Source organism: Kribbella sp. NPDC055071, assembly GCF_053608045.1.
In genome coordinates this window covers 19,344-44,315 of record NZ_JBSGUS010000028.1, presented here as the reverse complement: position 1 = coordinate 44,315, position 24,972 = coordinate 19,344, and the positions used below count along the sequence as shown (strand labels likewise).

The 24,972-nt window shown below is 68.5% G+C and carries 23 protein-coding genes; 4 read left to right on the top strand and 19 right to left on the bottom strand.

What is annotated here, in order from left to right; genetic code table 11:
- Positions 1-107 precede the first annotated feature (107 nt).
- Together groL and groES are read right to left on the bottom strand one after the other, a co-directional pair.
- Positions 108-1,727, bottom strand: a complete 1,620-nt coding sequence (groL, locus tag ACWF4Z_RS33490) for a chaperonin GroEL (RefSeq protein ID WP_452247204.1) — start codon at positions 1,725-1,727, stop codon at positions 108-110.
- A 171-nt stretch (positions 1,728-1,898) separates the two neighbouring features.
- Positions 1,899-2,195, bottom strand: coding sequence for a co-chaperone GroES (groES, locus tag ACWF4Z_RS33485; RefSeq protein ID WP_130384566.1), 297 nt, complete (start codon positions 2,193-2,195; stop codon positions 1,899-1,901).
- 291 nt (positions 2,196-2,486) lie between these two features.
- Between groES and ACWF4Z_RS33480 the strand changes: the two genes are divergently transcribed.
- Positions 2,487-3,086 (top strand): peptidoglycan-binding domain-containing protein, encoded by a 600-nt coding sequence (locus ACWF4Z_RS33480; protein WP_452247203.1) that lies wholly within the window; start codon positions 2,487-2,489, stop codon positions 3,084-3,086.
- 9 nt (positions 3,087-3,095) lie between these two features.
- Positions 3,096-4,250, top strand: coding sequence for a class I SAM-dependent methyltransferase (locus ACWF4Z_RS33475; protein ID WP_452247202.1), 1,155 nt, complete (start codon positions 3,096-3,098; stop codon positions 4,248-4,250).
- 1,937 nt (positions 4,251-6,187) lie between these two features.
- On the opposite strand, the gene ACWF4Z_RS33470 is transcribed toward ACWF4Z_RS33475, so the two are convergent.
- The 10 genes from ACWF4Z_RS33470 to ACWF4Z_RS33425 form a co-directional block, all read right to left on the bottom strand.
- On the bottom strand, positions 6,188-7,144 hold the full coding sequence (locus ACWF4Z_RS33470) for a dienelactone hydrolase family protein (RefSeq protein WP_452247201.1): 957 nt from the start codon (positions 7,142-7,144) through the stop codon (positions 6,188-6,190).
- A gap of 398 nt (positions 7,145-7,542) precedes the next feature.
- Positions 7,543-7,989 carry a GNAT family N-acetyltransferase gene (locus ACWF4Z_RS33465; protein ID WP_452247200.1) on the bottom strand — a complete coding sequence of 149 codons (447 nt, stop codon included), beginning with the start codon at positions 7,987-7,989 and terminating at the stop codon, positions 7,543-7,545.
- A complete protein-coding gene (gene tsaD, locus ACWF4Z_RS33460; RefSeq protein ID WP_452247199.1) occupies positions 7,986-9,035 on the bottom strand; it encodes a tRNA (adenosine(37)-N6)-threonylcarbamoyltransferase complex transferase subunit TsaD in 1,050 nt (349 codons plus the stop codon). Before tsaD ends, ACWF4Z_RS33465 begins: the two co-directional genes overlap by 4 nt.
- Positions 9,032-9,481 (bottom strand): GNAT family N-acetyltransferase, encoded by a 450-nt coding sequence (locus ACWF4Z_RS33455; protein WP_452247198.1) that lies wholly within the window; start codon positions 9,479-9,481, stop codon positions 9,032-9,034. Before ACWF4Z_RS33455 ends, tsaD begins: the two co-directional genes overlap by 4 nt.
- On the bottom strand, positions 9,478-10,143 hold the full coding sequence (gene tsaB, locus ACWF4Z_RS33450; protein WP_452247197.1) for a tRNA (adenosine(37)-N6)-threonylcarbamoyltransferase complex dimerization subunit type 1 TsaB: 666 nt from the start codon (positions 10,141-10,143) through the stop codon (positions 9,478-9,480). The genes ACWF4Z_RS33455 and tsaB overlap by 4 nt, the downstream gene beginning before the upstream one ends.
- Position 10,144: 1 nt before the next feature.
- On the bottom strand, positions 10,145-11,086 hold the full coding sequence (tsaE, locus tag ACWF4Z_RS33445; protein ID WP_452247196.1) for a tRNA (adenosine(37)-N6)-threonylcarbamoyltransferase complex ATPase subunit type 1 TsaE: 942 nt from the start codon (positions 11,084-11,086) through the stop codon (positions 10,145-10,147).
- 115 nt (positions 11,087-11,201) lie between these two features.
- Positions 11,202-12,332 (bottom strand): alpha/beta fold hydrolase, encoded by a 1,131-nt coding sequence (locus tag ACWF4Z_RS33440; RefSeq protein ID WP_452247195.1) that lies wholly within the window; start codon positions 12,330-12,332, stop codon positions 11,202-11,204.
- Positions 12,329-13,489: an alanine racemase gene (gene alr, locus ACWF4Z_RS33435; RefSeq protein ID WP_452247194.1), complete on the bottom strand. Its 1,161-nt coding sequence runs from the start codon at positions 13,487-13,489 to the stop codon at positions 12,329-12,331. The genes ACWF4Z_RS33440 and alr overlap by 4 nt, the downstream gene beginning before the upstream one ends.
- Before the next feature lie 15 nt (positions 13,490-13,504).
- Positions 13,505-14,146 carry an HAD family hydrolase gene (locus tag ACWF4Z_RS33430; RefSeq protein WP_452247193.1) on the bottom strand — a complete coding sequence of 214 codons (642 nt, stop codon included), beginning with the start codon at positions 14,144-14,146 and terminating at the stop codon, positions 13,505-13,507.
- Between the two features lie 142 nt (positions 14,147-14,288).
- Positions 14,289-15,464, bottom strand: a complete 1,176-nt coding sequence (locus tag ACWF4Z_RS33425; protein ID WP_452247192.1) for a GH12 family glycosyl hydrolase domain-containing protein — start codon at positions 15,462-15,464, stop codon at positions 14,289-14,291.
- A gap of 237 nt (positions 15,465-15,701) precedes the next feature.
- Here ACWF4Z_RS33425 and ACWF4Z_RS33420 point away from each other — a divergent pair, with 237 nt between their 5' ends.
- A complete protein-coding gene (locus ACWF4Z_RS33420; protein WP_452247191.1) occupies positions 15,702-16,472 on the top strand; it encodes an META domain-containing protein in 771 nt (256 codons plus the stop codon).
- Here the strand turns inward: ACWF4Z_RS33420 and ACWF4Z_RS33415 are convergent.
- Genes ACWF4Z_RS33415 through ACWF4Z_RS33405 form a run of 3 tightly spaced genes read right to left on the bottom strand, consistent with a single transcriptional unit; the run spans position 16,469 to position 19,222 of the window.
- The gene (locus ACWF4Z_RS33415) at positions 16,469-17,866 is read right to left on the bottom strand and encodes an NAD(P)H-hydrate dehydratase (RefSeq protein ID WP_452247190.1); all 1,398 of its coding nucleotides are present in this window, start codon (positions 17,864-17,866) and stop codon (positions 16,469-16,471) included. The two genes, ACWF4Z_RS33420 and ACWF4Z_RS33415, sit on opposite strands and share 4 nt — an antisense overlap.
- A gap of 2 nt (positions 17,867-17,868) precedes the next feature.
- Positions 17,869-18,219 (bottom strand): holo-ACP synthase, encoded by a 351-nt coding sequence (locus ACWF4Z_RS33410; RefSeq protein ID WP_452247189.1) that lies wholly within the window; start codon positions 18,217-18,219, stop codon positions 17,869-17,871.
- 10 nt (positions 18,220-18,229) lie between these two features.
- A complete protein-coding gene (locus ACWF4Z_RS33405; RefSeq protein ID WP_452247188.1) occupies positions 18,230-19,222 on the bottom strand; it encodes a LacI family DNA-binding transcriptional regulator in 993 nt (330 codons plus the stop codon).
- 328 nt (positions 19,223-19,550) lie between these two features.
- Here ACWF4Z_RS33405 and coaA point away from each other — a divergent pair, with 328 nt between their 5' ends.
- Complete coding sequence (gene coaA / locus ACWF4Z_RS33400) at positions 19,551-20,504, top strand: type I pantothenate kinase (RefSeq protein ID WP_452247187.1); 954 nt, start codon at positions 19,551-19,553, stop codon at positions 20,502-20,504.
- A gap of 20 nt (positions 20,505-20,524) precedes the next feature.
- Here coaA and ACWF4Z_RS33395 read toward each other — a convergent pair whose 3' ends face one another.
- The 4 genes from ACWF4Z_RS33395 to ACWF4Z_RS33380 all read right to left on the bottom strand — a co-directional run bounded on the left by ACWF4Z_RS33395 (position 20,525) and on the right by ACWF4Z_RS33380 (position 24,968).
- Positions 20,525-21,694 (bottom strand): MFS transporter, encoded by a 1,170-nt coding sequence (locus tag ACWF4Z_RS33395; protein WP_452247186.1) that lies wholly within the window; start codon positions 21,692-21,694, stop codon positions 20,525-20,527.
- Between the two features lie 67 nt (positions 21,695-21,761).
- A complete protein-coding gene (locus ACWF4Z_RS33390; protein WP_452247185.1) occupies positions 21,762-23,006 on the bottom strand; it encodes an aminotransferase class I/II-fold pyridoxal phosphate-dependent enzyme in 1,245 nt (414 codons plus the stop codon).
- Positions 23,006-24,064 (bottom strand): alpha-hydroxy acid oxidase, encoded by a 1,059-nt coding sequence (locus tag ACWF4Z_RS33385; protein ID WP_452247184.1) that lies wholly within the window; start codon positions 24,062-24,064, stop codon positions 23,006-23,008. The genes ACWF4Z_RS33390 and ACWF4Z_RS33385 overlap by 1 nt, the downstream gene beginning before the upstream one ends.
- The gene (locus ACWF4Z_RS33380; protein ID WP_452247183.1) at positions 24,057-24,968 is read right to left on the bottom strand and encodes an alpha/beta hydrolase; all 912 of its coding nucleotides are present in this window, start codon (positions 24,966-24,968) and stop codon (positions 24,057-24,059) included. The genes ACWF4Z_RS33385 and ACWF4Z_RS33380 overlap by 8 nt, the downstream gene beginning before the upstream one ends.
- Positions 24,969-24,972: the final 4 nt, after the last annotated feature.

Genomic DNA, 24,972 nt, shown 5'->3' with positions numbered 1-24,972 from the left:
CCACGTACACGGGTCCAGAACGACCAAGCACCGCCCGGCTGGTCCTGGGACCTACCGGGCGGTGCTGTGTGGTGCTGTGCTGTCGAACTACTGCTTACTGCTCGAGGTCAGTGACCGTGGCCGTGGCCGTGGCCGGCCGCCGCGGGCTCTTCTTCCTCGGGCTTGTCGACCACCAGAGTCTCGGTGGTCAGCAGCAGCGCCGCGATCGAGCCGGCGTTGGCGAGCGCGGACCGGGTCACCTTGACCGGGTCCAGGACGCCCTGCGCCAGCAGGTCGCCGTACTCACCGGTGGCGGCGTTGAAGCCGCTGCCGACCTCGAGCTCCGCGACCTTGGCGGTCACGACGTAGCCCTCGTAGCCACCGTTCTCGGCGATCCACCGCAGCGGCTCGACGATCGACTTGCGCACGATCCGGACCCCGGCGAGCTCGTCACCCTCCAGGTCCAGGCCGTTCTCCAGGACGACGGCCGCGTGCACGAGAGCGGAGCCGCCACCGGCGACGATGCCCTCCTCGATCGCGGCCCGGGTCGCGGACACAGCGTCCTCGATCCGGTGCTTCTTCTCCTTGAGCTCGACCTCGGTGGCCGCGCCGACCTTGATCACGCAGACGCCACCGGCGAGCTTCGCCAGCCGCTCCTGCAGCTTCTCGCGGTCCCAGTCGGAGTCGGTGCGCTCGATCTCGGCCTTGATCTGGTTCACCCGGCCGTCGATGTCGTCGGACTTGCCGGCGCCCTCGACCACCGTGGTGTTGTCCTTGGAGACGACGATCCGGCGCGCCGAACCGAGCACCTCCAGCCCGACCTGGTCCAGCTTGAGCCCGACCTCGGGGGCGACGACCTGCGCGCCGGTCAGCGCGGCCAGGTCCTCCAGCATCGCCTTGCGACGGTCACCGAAGCCCGGCGCCTTGACGGCGACGGAGGTGAAGTTGCCGCGGATCTTGTTCACCACGAGGGTGGACAGGGCCTCGGCCTCGACGTCCTCGGCGATGATCAGCAGGGTCTTGCCGGACTGCACGACCTTCTCCAGCAGCGGCAGCAGGTCCGCGATCGCGGAGATCTTGCCCTGGTGGATCAGGATGTACGGGTCCTCCAGCACCGCTTCGCCGGCCTCGGCGTCGGTGATGAAGTACGGCGAGATGTAGCCCTTGTCGAACTGCATACCCTCGGTGAACTCGAGCTCGGTCCCGAAGGTGTTCGACTCCTCGACGGTGATCACACCGTCCTTGCCGACCTTGTCGAACGCGTCCGCGATCAGGGCGCCGATCTCGGCGTCCCGGGCGGAGATGGTGGCGACGTGGGCCATGTCGCCCTTGTCGTCCACCGGGCGGGCGGTCTCGACCAGCCGCGCGGACACGGCCTCGACGGCCGCCTCGATACCGCGCTTGAGGCCCATCGGGTTGACCCCGGCGGCGACGGCCCGCAGGCCCTCGTGCACCAGCGCCTGCGCCAGCACCGTCGCGGTGGTGGTGCCGTCACCGGCGATGTCGTTGGTCTTGGTCGCGACCTCCTTGGCCAGCTGTGCACCAAGGTTCTCGAACGGGTCGTCCAGCTCGACCTCACGCGCGACGGTCACACCGTCGTTGGTGATGGTCGGGGCGCCCCACTTCTTGTCCAGGACGACGTAGCGGCCCTTCGGGCCCAGCGTCACCTTCACCGTGTTCGCGAGCTTGTCGACGCCGCGCTCCAGCGCGCGCCGGGCGTTCTCGTCGAACTCGAGGATCTTCGGCATGAAAAAAACCAGTCCCTCTCTGAAAAATCTCTGTGTCGTGTGCAGTGAAACCGGGCCCCGCCGATCCAGACCAACTCCGCCCCGGCGCCAGAGGGCACCAGGGCGGTGTCAGTCAGGAACAGCGGGCAGGGCGTGGCACCGCAGCGCGTGCGGTGTCCGCGCCCCGGGTCGTCACTTGCTGACGACTGCGAGGATGTCGCGGGCGCCCAGGATCAGGTAGTCCTGGCCGTCGTACTTGACCTCGGTGCCGCCGTACTTGGAGTAGATGACCTTGTCGCCGACGGCAACGTCCAGCGGGACGCGGTTGCCGTTGTCGTCGATCCGGCCCGGGCCGACAGCGAGGATCTCGCCCTCCTGCGGCTTCTCCTTGGCGGTGTCCGGAATCACCAGGCCGGACTTCGTGGTCTGCTCGGCTTCGAGCGGCGCGACGAGGACGCGGTCCTCGAGCGGCTTGATCGTGACCGACACTTCTTGACCTCCACGGTCGATTGCTTGGCTGCATTCAGGGTGGTCGCGCTCCCCTGCCGTCGCGGGGATCAGAGGCCGGACCGCTGGCACCCTCGGGTAGAGAGTGCCAACACCGAATCTAGGCCGCGATTAGCACTCGGTCAACTCGAGTGCCAGACGCATCTCAGGGTGAGACATCAATTCGCCGGCCCACGGGTGATCGACCGGGCACGGATTGTCGCCAAGTACTGGCTTGACCGCCACGGGCGTGCGACCGTCGGGTCAGAACGGCGTACCGCTCGAGGAGCAGCCATGGCTCTCAGTTTTCCAGCTCTGCCCAAACTGTCCGGCCGCACGGTCGCGATCCTGGTTGCCGTCGGCGCGCTCGCGGTCGGAGCCGTCGCTGCTGCCGCTGCGAAGAACCAGCCCGCCGCTCAGCCACCACCTGGTCCCAGCGCAGGCAGTACTGCCACGAACACGACAGAGGACACCTCGCAGGGCGCCACCCTCGCCGAGGCCAAGGCCGCGGCAGAGCTCCCGCAGTGCCGGTCCGCGCGACTTGTGCCGGTCAACAAGACCTGGGGCATCCCGATGCCTTCGATCTACGCCAGCACCAGCACCGCCTGCAATCTCATGTACGGCGACGACCCGCACCGCGGCTCCAACCGGTATGGCGAGCCCGACACCGCCATCCAGGTCCTCCAGCGCAACCTGAACTACTGCTACGGCACCAAGCTCGCTGTCGACGGCATTTACGGCAGCAACACCCGCGCGGTGGTCAAGATGGTCCAGCGCAAGCACAAGCTCGTGGCCGACGGAATCTACGGCCCCAAGACCCGCTCCGCGATGAACTGGCGCCTGTACGCGTCAGCAACCCGTAGCTGGAGCAAGGGCTGCTCCAGTCCCCTCTAAAGTTGCGGGGTGACAGTCACCGCGTTGCTAGACGGGCCTGGCGCTGAGGTGCTCGCCGCGGCCTGCGCGGACTTCCAGCCTGGCTTGGAGTTACAGCTCGTCGAGAAGCTGCGGCGGCGGTACGACGCCACGCTCGTGAGTGCCGCGGTCACACAGGCCTCACTGCGGCACCGAGGGGTCGCAAAGTTCGGTGTGGACGCTGAGCGGATGTTCTTCACGCCGGACGGCCTTGAGCAGGCCACCCGGACCACAGTGGGTTCACACCGAGCCGCCCGGATCGCAGGGACCCTGCCTGGCGCCAGCGTGGTCGATCTGGGCTGTGGAATCGGAGGTGACCTGATCAGCGCCGCCCGGGCCGGACTGCGGGTCACTGGGGTCGAGCGTGACCCGGAGACCGCCGCCACGGCCCGGGCGAACCTCGCCGCGTTGGGCCTGGCGGGTGAGGTTGTTGTCGGAGACGCTGAGGCCGCCGACATCACGCCGTACGACGTGGTGTTTGCGGACCCGGCTCGGCGGGCGGACGGCCGGCGGGTCTTCGACCACAACGCTTACTCACCGCCATGGTCCTTTGTTACTGAGCTTCTGCAGCGGACCGCGTGTGTGAAGGTCGCACCGGGGATCCCGCATGACGCCGTACCCGATGGGGTTGAGGCTGAGTGGATCAGTGACGCCGGTGAGGTGAAGGAGGCGGCGTTGTGGTCGGGAGCGTTGTACGCGGGTGTTGCTCGGCGCGCGACGCTGCTGCCTGGCGGGGCGAGTGTGACTGAGGCACCGGAAGCGGAGAGCGGTCCGGTCGGCAAGTACATCTATGAGCCTGATGGAGCCGTCGTACGGGCCGGACTGGTGACTGCGGTGGCCGCTGCGGTGGATGGGTGGTTGCTGGATCCACGGATCGCCTACGTGACCGCTGCGGGACTCACGCCGACGCCGCTGGCTTCGGCGTACGAGGTGGTGGAGGAGCTGCCGTACAAGGAGAAGGCGCTGCGATCCTGGGTGCGTACGCATGGGATCGGGACGCTGGAGATCAAGAAGCGCGGGGTGGATCTTGATCCGGCGCAGTTGCGGAAGAAGCTTGCACCCAAGGGTTCTGCGAGCGCGACGTTGATCATCACGCGGGTCGGGCGGGACGCGGTGGCGTTTTCCTGCCAACGAGTTGCATCCTGAGCGCATTCGAACATATGCTCGATCTCGCGAGCGGGTCCCCGGGGACTTGCCGGTGGGCGAGGTGCTGCGCCTGCTGCCGCACTCCCCGGGGACCCGCCACTAACCTCACGCGAACCGCCTCCGCGGTTCCGGCCCGCGGATGGCACCGCGTTGACCGGACACCGCTCCGCGGCAGGTCGCGCCGGGTTAACCGGACACCGCTTCCGGCGGCTGACGTGTTGCCGCCTCCGGCGGGGGCGCGGATCGTGGATCCGCCGCTCACCTGGTATGCGCAGAACGACTGTGATGCGGCCGGGCCTCGCGGAGCAACTGTGGTGCCACGAGTGCAACGGACACCGCTACGCGGCGGCTGACTGTTGCCGCCTCCGGCGCAGGCGCAGATCGCCGATCCGCCGCTCACCTGGTGTGCGCAGAACCATTGCGCTGCGGCCCCGGCCTTGCGGAGGAACTGTGGTGTCGCGGTCTCCGGGCTGCGTGATCCTGCCAGTCGGCGCGGCGTGCCTCAAGGGCGCCTCCGGCGTCGCTGCGCGATCTTCGACCCTTGACCCACACCACCCCGACCAGGAAAGACCGCAGCTATCCCGGAGCCGCTCACCCGAGTGGTCGCGTGCTGGGTGTGATCACGGTCCTGGACTGTGGTGAGGCTGACGGGCTGGTCTGGATGGGGGCACCGGTGTGTTCACGGTGACGGATCGTGGTGAGGCCGACGGCCGGAGCTGGGTGCGCCGATGTGTTCACAGAGGTGGGCTGTGGTGACGGGCCGGTCTGGATGAAGCCGCGGCGTGATCACGGTGACGGAACGTAGTGGGTAGCTGTTCGGGGTGCCGCCGGGCAGACCTCACAGCGCCGGCCGACGACGTGACGGGGCTGCCCCGACCAGCCGGTCTCCAACTCACGGGTTATCCCATGAGCTTGTCCCTTCCCCCACCAAGATCTCACCCGAGAACCGACAAACTCACCGGATAACCCACGAGTTGGCAGCCCAGACGCGGGGTAGATCCCGGGATGTGGTCGAGTCTGTCCGGGTGACGGGATTCCCCTGACAGGGAAGAGGGCCGGGAGGATCTTCTACCCGGAACGGGAAGAGATCCACCCCAGTCCGCGAGTCGCCGGCTGCTGGACCGGCGGGTGGATGAATCTGCCCGGATCGCGAGACCCCGAGCCCGAGACAGCCCCTCGCAACTGACACGCGCACACCAGCAGACCGGGACCGGCCGGTCCACCGGACTCCGCAACGCACCACCACCGGACCACACCAGCCCGCCACCACACCGACCAACCGGATCCACACCACCCGGCTCACAACTCCCCGCGGGATCCGCGTAGCTGCGTCCTTCCCTGGTCGCGGCGGTGTGGGTCAAGGGTCGAAGATCGCGCAGCGACGCCGAAGGCGCCCTTGACGCATACCGCCGTGACTAGCACGATCACGCAGCGGAGACCGCGGACCACAGTCCCTCTGCAGGGCCAGACCTAACCACAGTCCAGCTCTTGCAGCCCCACTACATGTCCCGCACCAACCACCACCGCGATGACTCCAGTCCGCGCACCCGCCGAAGGCGGCAACAAGTCAGCCGCCGCGCAGCGGTGACCGCAGCACGCCCGACATCACATCCCGTCGCGCACAACGGATGAGCGCGTGTCAGCAGTTCGCGCGGCCCGCCGGAGGCGGCGACAGGTCAGCCGCCGCGAAGCGGTGTCCGGTCGCACCTACGACAGCATCCCTTTCGCGGCCTACCGCGGCGGGCCGCCTGCGGCATTTGGTGGTGGGGCGAAGTCGCGGTGGGTGGGCGTGGTTGAGTTGGGTGACGTCGATCAGGTGTCATGCGGGTGCAGTCGGGTGTTCATGTGGGGTGTGCAGAGTGGGAAGCTGAACCGGTTCGCCGCTGACCGCTTCGCCTGGGGACCTGGCGGCAAAGTAGCCCCAGGCCTTTGCCGCGTTACCGCGCCCCGGTCTGGAAGCGCTCGATCACAGGGAACCGCAACCGAGCCAGCGCGATGGATCCGATGGCGGCCGGCAACGAAGCCCTCCGCGCCGACCATGGAAGCGGCTGAACACCATCGTCCGCAGCTGATGCGAAGGTCGGCGGTGTCGCGAGCCCGTCAGGTGGCGTGGGAGTCGGTGGTGGGGTGGGGGTGCGCGGGGACGTGGGGGGCGTCGGGGGCGCGGAGCTGGGCTTGGGTGTGGGGTGCGTTGGTGGGGTGGCCAGGGCGGTGGTGGTGAAGGTTTTTACGAGGGTGTTCCAGTCGGTGGGGCGGTGGAGCATGGGGTGCGTTTCGCCGGAGACTGAGTAGACGGTGACTGGGGTGCCGGTGGCGCGGAGGCGGTTGGCGTAGGCGAGGGTGGCGCGCGGATCGGTGACCGTGTCGTCGGTGCCGTGAGCGAAGGTGACCGGCGGGCGGAGGTTGACGAGTGGTTCGTCCTCAGGCAGCCACGGCGCCAGAGCCAGTACGCCGGTCACCCGCGGATCATTGCCCGCGGCAACAACAGCGCGTCCACCCATCGAGTGACCGATCAGCACCACCCGTTCGATCACCGGCGGCAGCTCGTCGAGGACACTCCGCAGATCCGCCGCGGGATCCGCGGCGTCGCCGTTCCAGCCTCGGTACCGATACCGCATCAAACCCACCGCGGCTGCCGGCACAGCCGAGCGCGCGGCGGCGGCGAACGGCCACATCCGCAGGATCGCACCGCGCCACAACGACGGGTACTCCTCCGACTCCTCCTCACCTCCATGAGCCAGCAACACCAGCTCGGAAGCCCCCGCCGGATGCCACACCAGATCGACCCCAGCCCAACTCATCCGCAACCACCGATCCCCGCCACCGAGACCACCTCCGGCCGGCTCATCCGCAACTCCGATCCGCCTCGCCGAAACCACCTCCGGCCGGCTCATGCGCAACTCCCGATCCGCGTCGCCGGGTCGCTTCCGGCTGGCTCATGCGCGACTGTCGATCCGCGTCGCCAGGCCCGCTTCCTGTCGGCTCATGCAACCGCCGATCCGCATCGCCGAGACCGCCTCGGGCCGGCTCCGCAACTGCCGATCCGCGGCGGCGGGTTCGCTCGGGTTGGCTCATCCGCAACTGCCGATCCGCGGCGGCGGGTTCGCTCGGGTTGGCTCATCCGCAACTGCCGATCCGCGGCGGCGGGTTCGCTCGGGTTGGCTCATGCGCAGCTGTCGATCCGCGGCGGCGGGTTCGCTTGGGTTGGCTCATGCGCAGCTGTTGATCCGCGGCGGCGGGTTCGCTTTGGGTTGGCTTATGTGCGTCTGCGGGCGTGGTCTGCGGAGCGAGGTCATGGGCGGGGGTAGAGCTCGGCCGGTTCTTTGCGGATGAGCATGATGCGGCTCGGGTCGGCGGGTTCGGCGAAGCCGTAGTTGCGGTAGAGCTCGTGGGCGTCGGCCGTCGAGAGCATCCACCGGCGGAGCCCGTCGAGTTCAGGATGGGCCATCAGCGTCGACACCACGAAGCGTCCCAATCCCTTCCCCCGCTGGCTGTCGAGCACGAAGACATCGGCCAGCCACGCGAACGTCGCGCGGTCCGTCACCGCCCGCGCGAACGCGACCATCGCACCGTCGTCTGCATAGACACCCAGGTTCAGTGAGCCGGCGATCGACCGCTCCACCACCTCACGCGGGACGCCGGTCGCCCAGTACGACGTACTCAGGAAACCGTGCACCACGTCCACATCGATCCGCGCCGCATCGTCGTCGGCCTCGAAGCCGTCCTGCTTCCACTTCACTTGTTCAGCACCTCCGTGATCGGCATCGACGAATCCGCCGGCAACCCCAACGGCGAGGCCGCCTTCCCGGCCCGCACCAACTCCGAACCAAGCGCCGCAACCATCGCGCCGTTGTCCGTACAGAGCCCGGGCCGGGGCACGCGTACGGCGATGCCCGCGGCAGTGCATCGCTCCTCGGCCATCGCGCGCAACCGTGAGTTCGCCGCGACCCCACCACCGATCAGCAAATGCTCGAACCCCCGGTCCTTGCACGCGTCGATCGCCTTACGCGTCAGCACGTCGCACACCGCCTCCTGGAAAGCGGCTGCAACGTGGTTCACCGGCACGTCCTCACCATCACGCCGCCGAGCCTCGACCCAGCGCGCGACCGCCGTCTTCAACCCGGAGAACGAGAAGTCGAACCGATGCCGCTCGAGATCCTTCTGCGACGTCAACCCCCGCGGGAACGTCACGTACAGCCGATCGCCGCCATCCCGCGCAGCCTTGTCGACATAAGGACCACCCGGGAACGGCAACCCCAGCACCCGCGCGACCTTGTCGAACGCCTCCCCCGCCGCATCGTCGATCGTGCTCCCCATCGGCACCACGCCGTCGGTGATGTCCTCGACCGCAAGCAACGACGAGTGCCCGCCGGACACCAGCATCGCGACGCAGCCCTTGGGCAGATCCCCGTGCTCCAAGGTGTCGACGGCCACATGAGCCGCCAGGTGGTTGACGCCGTACAACGGCTTGTCCAGCGACAACGCCAGCCCCTTGGCGGCAGCGACTCCGACCAGCAAGGCACCGGCGAGACCCGGCCCGCTGGTGACCGCGACGGCGTCGACATCGGTCGGCTTGATCCCGGCCGTCTCACATGCGCGCCGAATGGTCGGGACCATCGCCTCGAGGTGCGCCCGACTGGCCACCTCGGGTACGACGCCACCGAACCGCGCTTGCTCCTCGACACTGGACGCGATCGCGTCGGCGAGCAGCGTCTGCCCGCGCACGATCCCGACCCCGGTCTCGTCGCACGACGTCTCGATCCCCAGAATCAGGGGCTCACTCATACTTCCTCCCGCCACCGCATGATCACCGCATCCTCGCCGCCCGCGTAGTACCCACGCCGCCGGCTGATCTCCGTGAACCCGAACCCCGCGTACAGCGCGAGCGCGGATTCGTTGCCCGCAGCAACTTCTAGTAACACCGTCCGCCCGGCACAGCGTGCCAGCGCCGCCGTCATCAGCTGCGCACCGATCCCGGTACGACGCTCCGCCGGCGTCACCGCGACCCGCAGCACCTCGACCACGTCGAGCTCGACCGGCGGCACCAGCAGTACGACGTACCCGACCACCGAGCCCTCGTCCGCGACCAGGATGACCCGATCGTCGGACAACCGCTCGAACTCGTCGGCCCAGGCGACCGTACTCCAGGCCTCCGACCCGAAGCACCCCTCGTCCAACGCAACCAGCCCGGCAAGATCGTCGACGCGCGCGGTCCGAACGGCAGGTCTCACTTGGGCAGCACGCTCTTCGGTCCGCCGGACATCGTCACGTCGGGCCGCCGCAGATACAGCGGATCCGGGGCAACGATCTCCAGCGTCCCGGTGGCCACACCAACGGCCAACACCTCGGCCGACGGGTACTCGGCGACATCAAGCCCATCGACCCCAAGGACCTCGCCGTACAGCACAGCGCCACGACCGATCACCGGCAGCCCGGACAGCACATGTGCGACGTCGGCGGGACGATCCACCGCCGGGCCTTCCAGCCGTCGACGACTCCCGTCCGCGGCAGGACCGTCGTACAGGGCCCAGTAGATCTCCTTGCGGCGCGCATCCGTCGCGACCGCGACCGGCAACGTCAGCGACGACTGCCGCGCGAGGATGTCGAGGCTGCAGACCCCAGCCACCTCGATCTCGAGGACGTCGGCCATCGTCCGCGCGGTCACCAGCCCGACCCGCAGCCCGGTGAACGGACCCGGCCCGACGCCGACCGCGATCCGGGTCAGGTCCCGCGGAGTCACACTCCCGGCAGCCAGGACCTCGGCGATCGCGGGCGCCAGCAGTTCCCCGTGGCGCAGTGCATCCACTGTCGTCGACGAGGCGATGATCTCGCCGCCGGTCGAGGCAAGCGCGACGGTCACGGCCGCACTCGAGGTATCAAACGCGAGCAGCATCTCAGCCCTCGATCCTGTCCGCCGACGCACCGATCCCGAGCCGTACGCCGGAAGCCGCCCACCGCGGACCCACCGGCGTCACCCGCAACTGCCGAGTCTCGTCCGTGTCGTCGTCGCCACGCGTCACCACGATGTCGAGCCGATCCGGCGCCAACGCCTCGGCCAGCCCATGACCCCACTCGACCACAGTGATCGCCTCTTCCAGACTCGCGTCGAGATCCAGGTCGTCCAGCTCGGCGAAACCACCCAGCCGATACGCGTCCACGTGCACCAACGCAGGCCCGCCGACCAGCGACGGATGCACCCGCGAGATCACGAACGTCGGCGACGTGATCGCCCCACGCACCTTCAGCCCGATACCGAGCCCTTGCGTGAACGTCGTCTTCCCAGCGCCAAGGTCACCCGACAGCACCAGCACATCGCCTGCCCGCAACTGCCCGGCCAACTCCTCGCCGATCTCCTGCATGTCGTCGGTGGTCGGTACGGTCAGCTCGAGCGGCATCGCCTTCGCGAAGATCAGATTGTGGTCCTGCTGCTCGACCATCGAGTACCCACGCCGCCCCCAGAACTCCACGGTGTCCGGCAACTCGACCCGCGCGATCAACCGGACGCGGCTGAGCCCTCGCCGTACGGCGGCCTCCTCCGCACACCCGACCATCGCCGACGCGACGCCGCGGCCCTGGTATCGCGGATCCACCGAGACCCGGCGCAGATCGAGGACGTCGCCGCTGATCTCGAACAGCAAGGCCCCGGCCGCGACTCCGTCGATACGGACGACCAGACCGCCGTCCTTCTCGATCGCGGCGCGGACAGTGGACGCGCTCTCGGACAAGGCGGTCGACGGCGGATCGAGAACCCGCCGTGCGGAGAAGGCATGGTGGATGACGGCCACGATCACGTCCACTTGGTCGGAGGTGGCGTCGACGACGTGCAGGTCGGTCACGGGGCCTCCTGCCCTGGACTGAGGAGTGCAGGGAGCGAAGCGACCGGAGCGACGAGGGAAGGGCAGGAGTAACAGCCCCGTGACCCGCCGCGCCGGAGGCGTGGCATCAGTACAGTCATAGGTGTCCCAACAACGATTGTTCGGCTCGCTCGATCATGCCGAACAGGGCCGCGGTGAATTCACGGTGGTGCTCGATCAGGCCGAGGTGGCCGCAGTTCTTCACCTCGACCAGCTCTGCGCCGGGCACTCGCCGGACGATCTCTTCGGAGTGCGCGAACGGCGTCAGCGCGTCCTTGTCGCCGCCGATCACCACACACTCCACCTTCTGCAGCGGCTCGAGCGAATCGTACTTGTTGTGCAGCGCGAAGATCGGATAGAACTCCGCGATCACCTCGATCGGAGTCGCCGCGATCATCTCGTTGACGAACTCCGTGTACGCCGGTGGCACCTCGGACCCGAACGAGTACTTCCGCGTGAGCAGATAGCTGATGTCCGTCCCGGCTTTGCGGCTGCGCTCGACCACGTCCGGGATCCGCGACAACGCCGCGACCGTAGGTGTCGCCAACGATCGCAACAGCCGACCCACCGGACCCGGCACGATGATCGGGACCTCGTCCAGCCGGCCCGCACTCGTCGAGCACAGGCCGACCCCGATCACCCGGTCGCCGAACAGCTCCGGGTGCTCCTCGGCCATCGCCATGATCGACATGCCGCCCATCGAGTGCCCGATCAGGATCACCGGTCCGGTCGGCGCGAACTCCGCCAGGATCCCGAACAGATCCCGGCCGAGCTGGTCGATGCTGACGTCCGCCTTCGGCGACCGCCCGGACCGCCCGTGCGAGCGCTGGTCGTAGAACACCATCGTGCCGAGCCCGGCCAGGTCGCGACGCTCGAAGTGCCAGCAGTCCATGTTCAGCCCGTAACCGTGGGCGAAGATGATGGTCAGGTCCTCCGGCGGCAGCGGCAACTTCCGGCCGAACCGCCGCTTCGGCGGCTCCGGCCGCCGTGATCGCTTCAATTCGTCGACCTCGACGTACAGCTCGACGCCGTCGTCGGCGGTGAACACGTACGGCGTGCCCCGCAGCGACCCGAACGGCTCGGCCTCCAACTGGGCACGCTGACTCGAACGCCGGCCGATCACCTGACGCTCGACCGCGACCCCGGCCGCCGCACCCGCCGCGAGCACGCCGACCGCGGCTCCGATCAGGCCGGCGGTCCGCCCGGCCTTGCCTACCGATGGGCTCATGCCTGCTCGCTATCGACGTACCGCCGCGGGATCCGGGCGCCCAGTCGCGTGACGATCTCGTAGTTGATGGTCCCCGCGGCATCGGCCCAGTCGTCCGCGGTCGGCTCGCCGGACGTCCCGGGGCCGAACAGGACGATCTCGTCACCCGCGGCCGCCTCGTCGTCCTCGAGGTTGACGACGCTCTGATCCATGCAGATGCGGCCGGCGATCGTACGGCGTTCCCCGCGGAACTGGACGGGTCCGCTGTTCGACGCGTGCCGTGGCAGGCCATCGCCGTACCCGAGCGGGATCAGCCCGAGGGTCGACGGCCGCGGCGCGGTCCAGGTCAGCCCGTAGGAGACGCCCGCACCGGCGGGCACCCGCTTCACCATCGCGAGGCGCGCCTTCAACGTCATCGCCGGCCGAAGCCCGAGCCCGGCCGACGGCAGCGCATGCCCGAACGGCGAGAGCCCGTACGTCGCGACCCCGGGCCGGACCAGGTTGAAGTGGGTCTCGGGCAACGCGAGGGTGGCGCCCGAGTTCGCCAGGTGCTTGAACTCGGCCTCGATGCCGAACGACTCGGCCACCTCGACGGCCTCTTCGAACGTCGCGAGCTGGGCCTCGTTCACCGGGCTCTTCGGCTCGTCCGACGAGGCCAGGTGCGACCAGATGCCCTTGATCTCGACCCGGCCGGTCGCCTGGGCCCGGACCGCGGACCGGATCAACGCCGGCCACTCCTCGGGTACGGCGCCACCGCGGCTCATCCCGGTATCGATCTTGAGGTGTACCCGGGCCGGCCGATCCGTCGCACCGGCCACCAGCTCGTCGATCTCCCAGGCCGCGCCCGCGGACAGGTCGATGCCTGCGGCAATCGCCTCGGCGAGCGGCTCGCCGGGGGTGGTCAGCCAGCAGAAGATCGCGCCGGTGTCGCCGGCGTCACGCAGCGCGAGCGCCTCGTCCAGAACGGCAGCGCCGATCCAGTCCGCGCCGGCCTCGCGAGCGGCGCGGGCGACCGGGATCATCCCGTGCCCGTAGCCGTCGGCCTTGACCACGGTCATCAGCTGGGCGCCCTCGGCGCGGGCACGCAGCGTGGCCACATTGTGGCGGATCGCGGCCAGATCGATGACCGCCTCGGCGCGGACCGGGCGATCGCCAGTTGGTGACTGAAGGGTAGACATAGCCCTTCCAGTGTCTCAGGCCGCGTCGATGAGGTTCGCGAGGGCGGTCATGGTGTCGAAAACGGCGTCCGCGGCGGCCAGCTTCGCGGGGTCGGTCATCCCGGCGTACCCGAAGACCTTCATGCCCGCCGCGTTGGCCGCGGCGACGCCGAGCGGGCTGTCCTCGACCACGACGCAATCGAGGGGTTTCACGCCCATCGTTGCGGCCGCGTGCAGGAAGAGATCGGGCGCGGGCTTGCCGTGGGCAACGTCTTCCGCGCTGAAGATCCGGCCCTCGAACCGGTCCAGGAATCCGACCGCGGTCAACGCCGTACGAATCCGGCGGTGGGTGCCGGACGAGGCCAGGCAGTAGGTGATGCCACGCGCCTGCAGGTGATCGAGGACAGCCTCAACCCCCTCGATCGCCTGCAGGTGCGCGAAACCGTCGAACAGCCGCTGGTGGTACCGGTCCTCGAGCTCGGCCGGCAACGGGTGGCCCAACCGCGCCTCCGCGTGTTTCCGCATCGACGCCATGCTGCCGCCCATGAAGTCCCGCACGGTCTCCTCGAACGTGTACGGCAGCCCGGCCTCGGTGAGCAGCTCGGCCAGGATTGTGTTGGCCAGCCGCTCGGAGTCCACCAGTACGCCGTCGTTGTCGAAGATCACGAGTCCGGTCACGAACCGAACCCTATGCGGCCACCCCGATCACTGGTGACCGCACAGGGTCCGCGGACAGCTCCCCTGAAGCTGCCGGCCTTCCCTGCCGGCTCAGCTCTCCTGAGGGCTCAGCTCTCCGGCAGGGTCAGCTCTCCTGCAGGTCTCAGTTCTCCTGGATGGAGAAGTCCGTGAAGTCGAAGTGCTGCTTGACGTTGGCGGTGGAGACGACCTCGATGCCGTAGTCGACCTGCCAGGTCGTGGCCTTCGGGACCCAGCCGCGGCCGGCCATGTCGTTGAAGAAGCTGGCCAGTGGCATCGTGCCGGACTTCTGCGTCACCCGCGACACGTAGGCGGTGTAGCCGTTCTCGTGCCAGACGTCGTAGGTGAAGCCACCGAAGGTGACGGTACCCACCTTGTCGCCCGCCGGGACCTGGCCCTTGTTCTCGGTCCAGATCATCAGCTCGTTGTTCAGGTCGTCGCCGATCCACGCGTCGAAGGCGACGTTGTAGATGCAGCCGGTGCAGGTGGCCGGGGTCGAAGCGGCGAAGGTGGCCGACTTGATCTTCGACAGGGCGACATTGTCGTAGTCCTTGTGCACGTTCGGGTACGCCTGGACGCCCTTGTCACCTGGCAGGGGCTGGGTGACGTCGAGGTACCAGCTGTTGTAGTTGCAGGCGCCCAGCGTGTAGGTGCCGTTGTCGTTGTTCCACATGTTGTTGTGGACGTAGTACGCACCGAACGAACGGCCGTCACCCTGGTTGTTCGTCGACGTGGTGACGAACGACGGCTTGGTGCAGACCGCCCCGGAGGCCGGCGGCGTGGTCGTGGTCGGCGGAGAGCTCGGCGGCGTCGTGGTCGGCGGCTTGGTGGGAGTTGACGTCGGCGTCTTGGTCGGCGTCTGAGTCGGGGTGTGGGTGGGGACGTGCGACGGCTTGGGGGTGGGCGCCGGCGTCGTACTGGGTGGTGCGGGTGTGGTCGGCTGGGCCGGCGCGGCCACGAAGTCGTAGTGGGCCGTATAGGTCAGCTTGGTCCCCGCCGCGTACTTCCTGCCGTCGTAGCGCAGTGCGCGCAGCCGGTAGCTCTGGTCGGTGGTGCGGCTCGGGTCGATCGAGACCACCGCCGGTCCGGACGCGGTCGCGGTGATCGCGAACGGCTTCTTGCCGAATCCGTGCAGGACGGTGCAGCTGGAGTAGGCATCCAGGACACAGGTCTCGACGCGGCCGATGCTGGGGAGGTCGAAGACCGCGCTGTCCGCGGCGTTGGCGGTCGCGACCGGTGAATCCTTGGCCGCATGGACCACGATCGGTACGGCGACGAGCGCACCGACAGCCAGGAACACCGCCGGGAGAATGACGCGGCTTCGGGCAGTTCGGATGGGGGGCATGCGAAACGTTCCTCGTCTCTCGACGGGCCACCCAGCGTTGCCCCAGTACTTCAGTGTGACCCACGAACTCTGGTCGGCAGTGACGTTATCGAACCGTGATCTGTGCTGCCAACCCGCCCTCACCAACTGATGGCCCGACTTAACCAAGCCTTCACACTGCAACGAACGCTTCACAGAAGGCGTCCTGAGGGTGTGAAACTGCCGATGATCGCCCTGGCCGGACTGCTCCTGACGCTCACCGCCTGCGGAAACGAGTCCGGCGCCGGCGCGTCGCTGACCGGCAAGTCGTACGTGTCCACCGCGGTCACCGAGGAGGGGAAGCCCAAGCAGCTCGCGCCGAACACCCGGGTCCGGCTGCAGTTCACCGACGACGGCCGGCTGGTCGCGGACGTCGGCTGCAACTCGATGCAGGCCAAGGTGTCGACCGGCGGCGGCAAGCTGACGCTCAAGGGCGAGCTGGCTTCGACCGCGATGGGCTGCCCCGGACTACAGCAGGGCCAAGACGCCTGGCTGTCCAAAATCCTCGCCGCCAAGCCGACGTGGAAGGTCGACGGCAGCAAACTCGACGTCACCGCCGCGAGTACGACGATCTCGCTGGTGGACCGGGCTACCGCGGAGCCGGCCGTCGCCATCGATGGCACCAAGTGGTCTCTGCAGAGCGTAATCACCGGCGAGGTCGCCTCACACCAGGTCGGCTCGGAGAAGGCCTGGCTGACGCTCAACGGCGAACGCGTCACCGGATCGACCGGCTGCAACGACTTCCAGGGCACGGTCGCCCGCGCCACCGGCAAACTCACCTTCGGCGATCTCGCCACCACTCGCCGAGCCTGCTCCGGCGACGCCCAGAAACTCGAGACCACTCTCCTCAACGGCCTGCAGGGCGAGGTCACCTACACGATCGACGCCACGACCTTGCAGCTCCGCACGCCCACCGGCGGCCTCGACTTCACGGCCACCCGCTAGCTCAACAGGAGGCACGTTGCCGCAGGTACGGCGGCGGCCACGGAGAGAGCTGTGATCGGGCCGGAGTCGGACGCGAGCTGGCCGGCGGCGGCGTGCAGGTACGCGGCGACGGCCGCCGCTTCGAACTCGGGCACACCCGCAGCCAGCAGTGAGCCGAGCAGTCCGGCCAAGACGTCACCGGAGCCCGCAGTCGCCAGCCAAGGCGTTGCGATCGGGTTGACGAAGACCGACCCATCGGGCGCGGCGACGATCGTGGTGGCACCCTTCAGGAGTACGACGATCTGGTGTTCATCGGCGACGTGCCGGGCCCAGTGCAGTCGTCGGGCCTCGATATCCTCCCGCGGCGCATCGACCAGTTTGCTCAGCTCACCGGCGTGCGGTGTGATCACCACCCGACCGGCTTTGGCCAGATCCAGCGCGCCGATCGCACCGGCGTCGACGATGACCGGCAGCTCCTGCTGTTGGGTGACCCGCCCGATCAGATCTCGGTCCAGCGTGTCCTGGTTCAGCCCCGAGCCGACCGCCCAGGCCTGGACCCGGCCTTCGCCGACGACTACCTCGGGATGAGCCGCGAGGACCGCGTGCGCGACCGCATCCGGGCCGACGTACCGCAGCATGCCAAGGGATCCGGCCAGCGCCCCCGAGGTCGCGATGACCGCCGCGCCCGGGTACTCGGGTGAGCCGGCGATCAAGCCGAGGACACCGCGCGAGTACTTGTCCGACTCACCATGTGGGACCGGGTACAGCGCACGCACATCCGCGTCCTGGAGAGACTCGACCGGAGCATCCGGCAGGTCGAGACCGATCTCGACGAGGTGGACGGGACCGCAGGCGGTGGCGGCCGGGTCGACAAAGTGGCAGATCTTGTGGGTGCCGAAGGTGACCGTCAGATCCGCGTGGACGTGCGCCGCCGGCGTCTCGCCCGTGTCCACATCGACGCCGGAAGGGATGTCGACGGCAACGATCGGTACGCCGTTCTCTTCGGCCAACTCGACCGCCTTCAGCGCGTCCGGCCGGAGCCCCGGGCGACCGCCGATCCCGACGATGCCGTCGACCACCACGTCAGCAGTCGCGATGTCGTCGGTCGAGCCAACGCGTCCACCGGCCGCTCGCAAGGCCGCGAGACCTTCGGGATGAGCCTTCGGCGAGAGCAGTACGGCGATGACCTGCGCACCACGTCGAGCCAGCCGGGCCCCGGCGTACAAGGCATCGCCGCCGTTGTCGCCGGAGCCGATCAGCAGGACGACGCGCGCTCCGTACGATCCACCGAGGAAGTTGCTGATGGCAACGGCGAGGCCGGTCGCCGCGCGCTGCATCAAGGTGCCTTCGGGCAGGCGGGCCATCAGGTCGGCCTCGGCGGCGCGGACCTGGTCGACGGTGTGCGCGCGACGCATTCTCAGCCCTCCAGGATGACGACCGCCGACGCGATGCCGGCGTCGTGGCTCAGGGACAGGTGCAGGCTCTGGACACCAAGCCGGGCAGCCTGTGCCGCGACCGTGCCGGTGATCTCCAACCAGGGCCGGCCGGTTTCGTCGGTCTGGACCTCGGCGTGATGCCAGTGCATCCCCGCGGGCGCGCCGAGCGCCTTGGCCAGGGCTTCCTTCGCGGCGAAGCGGGCGGCGAGGGACGCCGGTGGTTTGAGCGCCTCGGTCGGCGTGAACACGCGATCCCGAAGTCCGGGTGAGCGTTCGAGAGTCCGCATGAACCGTTCCACGTCGACCACATCGATACCCACGCCGACGATCATGTCGTTCAGCCTAGCTGCCGGGCTCCGCGGTGGATTGGCGGACTCTCGTCTCGACGGCGAGGTCCATTCGCAGTACGGCGGGAGTCACGCCGCGGGCGAGATCGAGGACGACCCGGGCGGCCATCTCAGCCATCCGGTGCAACGGTTGGTGCACCGTGGTCAGGGCCGGGCTGACCCATTGCGCCACCGGGAGGTCGTCGTACCCGACCACCGAGAGGTCGCCCGGGATGTCGAGGCCCAGCTCGCGGGCCGCCTGGTAGACGCCCAGTGCCTGCATGTCGCTACCGGCGAAGATGGCGGTCGGCCGGTCGGGTCGGCTCAACAGCACGAGTCCCTCGCGATGGCCACCACTGACGCCGAAGTCGCCCTCGCGGATCAGGTCGGGATCGACCGTGAGCCCGGTCGAGCGCAGCGCATCGGTGTACCCGTCGACGCGTTGCCGCGAGCACAGCGTCGCCGCCGGACCGCCGATCATCCCGATCCGGGTGTGCCCGAGCGACCGCAGGTGCAGGGTGGCCATCCGGCCGCCGTTCCAGTTCGCCGACCCGATCGCCGGTACGCCGTCGGCCACGTCGCCGACCGGGTCGACCACGACGAACGGGATCCGCCGCGCCTCGAGCTGCGCCTGCTGATCCGCGTCGAGGTCGGAGAAGACCATGATCACGCCGAGCGGCCGACGGTTCAGCACCGACTCGATCCACTCCTGCCGCGGCCGCCGCGCACCACCGCACTCCGACAGCACGAGCTCGACCCCCGCGGCCCGGACCACCTCCTCCACCCCACGAATCAGCTCCATCGCCCACTCGCCACCGAGCTGGCTGAACACCAGGTCGATCATCGGATTGCTCGCCGTACTGGCGCCCCGGCGCTGATACCCGTGCTCCTGAATGATGCTCTCGACCCGTGCCCGGGTCCCCTCGGCGACATCGGCCCGCCCGTTCAGCACCTTCGACACGGTCGGCACCGAAACCCCGGCCTGCTCCGCAATCTCAGAAATCGTCACCCGCCGACCCACAACACCCCTCCGAAACTTTCGACCATTATGCCAGGCCCACACCAAGTCTTCCGGATGATCCAGTGTCGGATGTGCATGCGGACAGGACGTGTGCCGACGCCACCTAGTGCACCTGAGCGTTGTGGGTGTGGCGCGTACAGCGTCTCGCGGGTGCTCTACCTGTCGAACTGCACACCACAGCGCGCCGACCCTTCCACACAACGGTCACTGGGACGTCACCGCGAGTGCCGAAAGTTTCGGCACTGACGCGGGGTTGAGACGAAGGCCACGCCTACCCGGTGTGGTGCACCGCGGGGGGATGGGAAGAATGGGGCACATGCTGCAGCCGTCGCGGGAGGTGACTCCCTACACCGAGCTCGACCGTGCCGCCTGGTCGCAACTGGCCGAGACGACCGTGTCCCCGCTGACGGCGAGCGAGATCGAGCGACTGCGCGGCCTCGGCGACGAGATCGACATGGACGAGGTCCGTGAGGTCTATCTACCGCTGTCGCGGATCCTCTCGCTGTACGTCCGGCACGCCCGCGCGCTGCACGCCGACACCGAGGAGTTCTTGGGCAAACCGGCCGCGACCCGGACCCCGTTCGTGATCGGCATCGGCGGATCGGTTGCCGTCGGCAAGTCCACGACCGCCCGGCTGCTCCGCGAGTTGCTGGCCCGGTGGCCCGAGCACCCGCGGGTCGCGCTCGTCACCACCGACGGCTTCCTCTGGCCGAACGCCGAGCTCGAACGCCGCAACCTCATGTTCCGCAAGGGTTTCCCGGAGTCCTACGACCGCAAGTCGTTGCTGCGCTTCGTCGTCGAGGTGAAGTCCGGCATGGACACGGTCGAGGCGCCGGTGTATTCGCACCTGCACTACGACCGGATGAACGGCGTACGCACGACCGTCGAGCAGCCCGACATCCTCCTGCTCGAGGGCCTCAACGTCCTGCAGCCCGCACCGCGGCACGCGGACGGCAAGAGCGGCCTCGCGGTCAGCGACTTCTTCGACTTCTCCGTGTACGTCGATGCCGCCGCCGACGACATCCGGTCCTGGTACGTGCAGCGCTTCCTCAAACTGCGCGAGACCGCGTTCCGCAACCCCGAGTCCTACTTCGTCCGGTACGGCGAGCTCAGCCGGGACCAAGCGGTCCGGAAGGCCGAATCGCTGTGGGACGACATCAACGGCCCCAATCTGCGCGAGAACATCCTCCCCACCCGCTCTCGCGCCACCCTCGTCCTCCGGAAGGGCCCAGACCATGCCGTCCGCTGGGTCAGGCTCCGCAAACTCTGACCCCCGCCTCACCACCCTGGTCAGGGGGAAGCTCTGAGAGCCGGTACGACGGCAACCGCGACGACCAAGGCGGTCAGCCCGAAGGCCAAGGGATACCCGGTGCCGGCCACGACCGCACCGAACGCGATGGCACCGATCCCCCAGCCACCGTCGTACGCGAGGTTCCACAGCGCGCTCACCTGGCCGTAGCGGGACGAGCTGACGCGGTTGTACATCAGCGTGAGAGTGAGGTTCTGCGAAGCACCGAAGCCGATCCCGAACAGCGTCGCTCCCACCACGATCGCGGCCGGCGTACCGATCAGGACCAGTGCACCAGCACCCAACGCGGCCAGGACCAGTGCCGCCGGCAACAACTTCGCGGGACCGATCCGATCGCCGTACCGGCCGGCCAACCACCGAGCCCCCGGCGCGGCCGCCGCCTGCAACAGCAGGGCTGTCGCGATCAGAGAATGCTTGTCTCCGGCAACGGCCAGCGGCAGGAACGTCACGCTGATCCCGGCCGCGACGGTCACCGCCGCGAAGACCAGTGTCGGCATCAGCAGACCACTTCGCCGTACTCCACCCAGGACGTTGAGGTGCTGCTCCTCGGCACTCGCACTCCTCGGCATCGCGCCCAACGTGAACAGACCGACCAGTGATGCGACAGCAGCCAGCACAAACAGGGCTCCGAAGCCGATCAGATTGGTCAGGTAGACACCGAGCGGCAGACCGATGATCGCCGGCACCCCAACGGCCAGCCCGTAAACGCCAAGCGCCTCACCACGACGAGCTGCCGGCGCCACCTCCGCGACCAGAGCGACCGCACCGACGACCAGGATCGCCAGGCCGGCACCTCGGACGACGCAGACGGCGAGGACAACCGGCAGCGACGCGGTAGCCAGCAGGATCAACGAGGGTGCGCCGAGCAGAAGCAGCCCCAGGCCGAGGACGACTCGGTAGCCCCAGCCGGCGAGCATCCGCGGCACGAGCAGCTCGACGCCGACCGCGGACAGCATCATCGCGCCGGTCGACAACCCGGCCCCGATTCCGCCGGAGCCGTTGGCGGCCAGGTAGAGCGGGACCACCGAGGTGAGCAAGTACATGCTCAGCCCGGACCCGAACACCATCACCAGCAACCACGCGAACCGGCGGGTCACCAGGCGCTCGGCGGTGGCTACCTGGACGGTCGGGATCTCGCACGCGGTGGTCATGGCACCAACGCTAGGCGCGCATCGGTATGCCCCACAGATCCAGTTCCGTCCTGGCTGAGAGGACCAGTTACGGGAGCTGATCGGTAATGAGCGCGGCCAGGCGGTTGAGGGCCGCGTCGATCTGAGCCGGCGTGACCGCGCTGCAGGACAGGCGCAGCGCGTTGATCGGAGCATCACCTGAGTAGAAGTGGCTCATCGGTGTCCAGAGCACGCCGTACTCGTGGGCCGACTTCTCCAGCAGGGCGTCGTCGACGGGGAACGGCACGGTGACCACGACGAAGAAGCCGCCGGACGGCACGGTCCAGCTGATCTCGCCGTGCGGGAATCGGGCGGCGAGGCCGTCGGTGATCGCGCGGAGGTTGGCGGCGTACACCTCGCGTTCGCGGCGGTTCGCTGCGACCAGGCTGAAGTCATGAGCGAGCAGCTTCCCGCCGATCACGGCCTGCGCGACTGGCGAGGTGTTGACGGTGAGCATGCTCTTGAGCTTGGAGAGTTCGTCCGCGAGCAGGCCGGCTCCTTCGACCGTCTGGTCGGCAACGACGTACCCGATGCGTGCACCGGGCAGGCCGGTCTTGGCGAACGAGCCGAGGTAAACCACCCGGCGCTCGGTGTCGAGTGCCTTCAGCGTTGGCCGGCGCTCGGCGCCGAACAGACCGTAGGGGTTGTCCTCCAGGAGCAGCAGCTCTTCCTCGGCCGCGATCTCGAGCAGCCGTCGCCGGGCATCGACGTCGAGGCTCAGCCCGGACGGATTCGCGAAGTCCGGCATCACGTAACAAGCGCGCGGCCGCAGCCCATCCGCCCGCGCGGCTTTGATCACCGCGGTCAGGTCGTCGTCCTCGGTCACCGCCCGGACCGGGAGGTCGACCAGGCGGGCGGCACCCGTGAGTCCGACGTACGTCGGGGACACCGCGAGCACCACGTCCTCCGGACCGGCACGCAGCGCGCGCAGGGTGAGAACCATCGCCTCCTGGCAGCCGACCGTGACGACGATCGCCTCCGGGTCGACGTGGATATCCTCGTCGACGGCGAGGTTGCGCGCGATCAGTTCGTGGATGATGCCCTTGGTCCGGCCGTACTGGAGGATGGTCCGGCGCACCGCGGATTCGTCGTATCCCCGGGTGCGCAGGTGTTCCGCGAACAGGTCGACGTACCGATGCACGTCCTCGAGCGCGAAGAACTCTTCGGTCGGGCGACCGGCGGCCAGCGAGATCGCCTCCGGGTAGTGGTGCGAGACCTCGTTGAGGAAGTTCATCGAGGTGAGCGCCCGGTCGGTGAGCGAGTCATGCAACTCCGACAACCTGAGGTCCGCCATCACGCTGTTCCCGTCGTCAATTCGGCGACCGCGACCAGCTCCGCACACCCGGCCAGCACCATCGCATCCCGCAACTCTTGCCGCAGCACACCGAACGCCTCATCCACCGCATCCAGCGCCAACGCCCACAACAACGGACGCCCAAGGAGTACGCCGGACGCTCCCAACGCAAGCGCCCGCAGCACATCAAGACCGCTCCGCACTCCACTGTCCAGCAGCACGATGCAGTCGTTGCCGACCGCATCGACAATAGGGCCAAGGGCATCAATCGACGCCGGAGCACCATCGAACTGCCTGCCGCCATGGTTCGACACCACCACGGCGTCCGCGCCCGCATCCGCGGCCTTCCGGGCATCGCGTGGATCGAGAATCCCCTTCACCACCAGGGGAAGCTCGGTGCGCCGCCGCAGCCATTCGACCTCCGCCCACGACACCGCAGGCTCGAACGCCGAGGTGGTGTGTGTTGCGACCGCGGACAGACCGGGTACGGCGATATGTGCCTCTGTCACCATGTCGACAATATTGGCCGCCACCACGTCAGCCGGCAGTGTGAAGGAGTTCCGGACGTCGCGCAGTCGCTTGCCCATGATCGGCACGTCCACGGTCACCATCAGCGCCGTACATCCCGCCACAGCCGCGCGGTCGACCAGCGCCTCGACGATGGTGCGATCCCGCAACCAGTACAGCTGAAACCACGACGGCGCCACCGCGGCGATCTTCTCTAGCGGGACGCTGCTCAAAGTGCTAATGATGTAAGGGATTCCGGCCTTCGCGGCCGCTTCAGCGAGCAGGAGTTCACCGTCTGGATGCAGCAGCCGCTGGTAGGCCATCGGTGCCACAGCCACCGGCATGCTCACCTGATCACCGAGGAGCGTCGTCGACAGCTCGGGCTCCGAGACACCGGCGAGCACCCGCGGTGTGAGCGTGACGGCATCGAGCGCGGTGCGATTGCGCCGTACCGTCAGCTCGGAACCGCTGCCGCCGGCAACGAAGTCCGTGATCGCTGCCGGTAGGACGGCCGCCGCCGCGGACTCGTAGTCGAGCAGAGAGTCAGCCATCCGAGAAGATTCCACTCAGCCAGGCGGCCGCCTCGGCGTGTGCCAGCTTGGCGCCGTCGAGAATGCCCGACATCGCGAAGAAGCCATGGACCATCCCGTCGTACCGGCTGAGCGTCGTGGGGACGCCGGCGGCGTGCAGCTTCTCCGCGTAGAACTCGCCTTCGTCGCGCAGCGGGTCGTACTCCGCGGTGATCACCAACGCGGGTGGCAGGCCGGCATGCGAGGCGGCGAGCAGTGGCGACGCGAGTGGGTTGAGACCGTCGGCAGGGTCGGTCAGGTAGTGGTCCCAGTACCAGCCGACCGAGGTGTTGTTGAACAGATACGGGTCGTCGCTCTTCCGCATCGAGACCGTGTCCGCGCCGTACCGGGTGTTCGGATACACGAGCAGCTGCCCGGCCAGCACCGGACCGTTGTCCCGGGCAAGGAGTGTGGTTGCCGCAGCCAGATTGCCGCCCGCGCTGTCCCCACCGACTGCCAACCGCGAGGTCTGTACGTTCGCCGCGATCCACTGCGCTGCGGCGTGGCAATCGTGCACGGCCGCCGGGAACGGGTACTCGGGCGCCAACCGATAGCCGACCGTGATCACTTGACAGGGAACGGCATTCGCAAGCTGCCGACTGATCCCGTCGGCCGTGTCGATGCTGCCGAGCGTCCAGCCACCACCGAAAAAGTAGATCAGCGTCGGGATCGGACCGTCCACGTCCGGGCGATAGACCCGGAGCGGGATCCCGCTGTCGGTCGTCAGATCGCGGACAGTGTGGACCGGCTCGGCATTGCCGCCCGCAGCCTGGATCGAGGCCAGGTCCGCCGCGCGCGCCTCGGCCAAGGTCTGGGTGTAGAGCTGCGGCACCTGGTTGGCCTCGCGTTCGGCCCGCATCGCCTCGACCTGCGGATCCAGCGGCATCGCT

Excerpts from the sequence above, each read along its gene's own strand:
- groL (WP_452247204.1), bottom strand. The coding sequence starts at position 1,727 with ATGCCGAAGATCCTCGAGTTCGACGAGAACGCCCGGCGCGCGCTGGAG.
- ACWF4Z_RS33480 (WP_452247203.1), top strand. The coding sequence starts at position 2,487 with ATGGCTCTCAGTTTTCCAGCTCTGCCCAAACTGTCCGGCCGCACGGTC.
- ACWF4Z_RS33470 (WP_452247201.1), bottom strand. The coding sequence starts at position 7,144 with ATGAGCCGGCCGGAGGTGGTTTCGGCGAGGCGGATCGGAGTTGCGGAT.
- tsaD (WP_452247199.1), bottom strand. The coding sequence starts at position 9,035 with ATGAGTGAGCCCCTGATTCTGGGGATCGAGACGTCGTGCGACGAGACC.
- tsaB (WP_452247197.1), bottom strand. The coding sequence starts at position 10,143 with ATGCTGCTCGCGTTTGATACCTCGAGTGCGGCCGTGACCGTCGCGCTT.
- ACWF4Z_RS33440 (WP_452247195.1), bottom strand. The coding sequence starts at position 12,332 with ATGAGCCCATCGGTAGGCAAGGCCGGGCGGACCGCCGGCCTGATCGGA.
- alr (WP_452247194.1), bottom strand. The coding sequence starts at position 13,489 with ATGTCTACCCTTCAGTCACCAACTGGCGATCGCCCGGTCCGCGCCGAG.
- ACWF4Z_RS33415 (WP_452247190.1), bottom strand. The coding sequence starts at position 17,866 with ATGCGTCGCGCGCACACCGTCGACCAGGTCCGCGCCGCCGAGGCCGAC.
- ACWF4Z_RS33410 (WP_452247189.1), bottom strand. The coding sequence starts at position 18,219 with ATGATCGTCGGCGTGGGTATCGATGTGGTCGACGTGGAACGGTTCATG.
- coaA (WP_452247187.1), top strand. The coding sequence starts at position 19,551 with ATGCTGCAGCCGTCGCGGGAGGTGACTCCCTACACCGAGCTCGACCGT.
- ACWF4Z_RS33395 (WP_452247186.1), bottom strand. The coding sequence starts at position 21,694 with ATGACCACCGCGTGCGAGATCCCGACCGTCCAGGTAGCCACCGCCGAG.
- ACWF4Z_RS33390 (WP_452247185.1), bottom strand. The coding sequence starts at position 23,006 with ATGGCGGACCTCAGGTTGTCGGAGTTGCATGACTCGCTCACCGACCGG.
- ACWF4Z_RS33385 (WP_452247184.1), bottom strand. The coding sequence starts at position 24,064 with ATGGCTGACTCTCTGCTCGACTACGAGTCCGCGGCGGCGGCCGTCCTA.
- ACWF4Z_RS33380 (WP_452247183.1), bottom strand. The coding sequence starts at position 24,968 with ATGCCGCTGGATCCGCAGGTCGAGGCGATGCGGGCCGAACGCGAGGCC.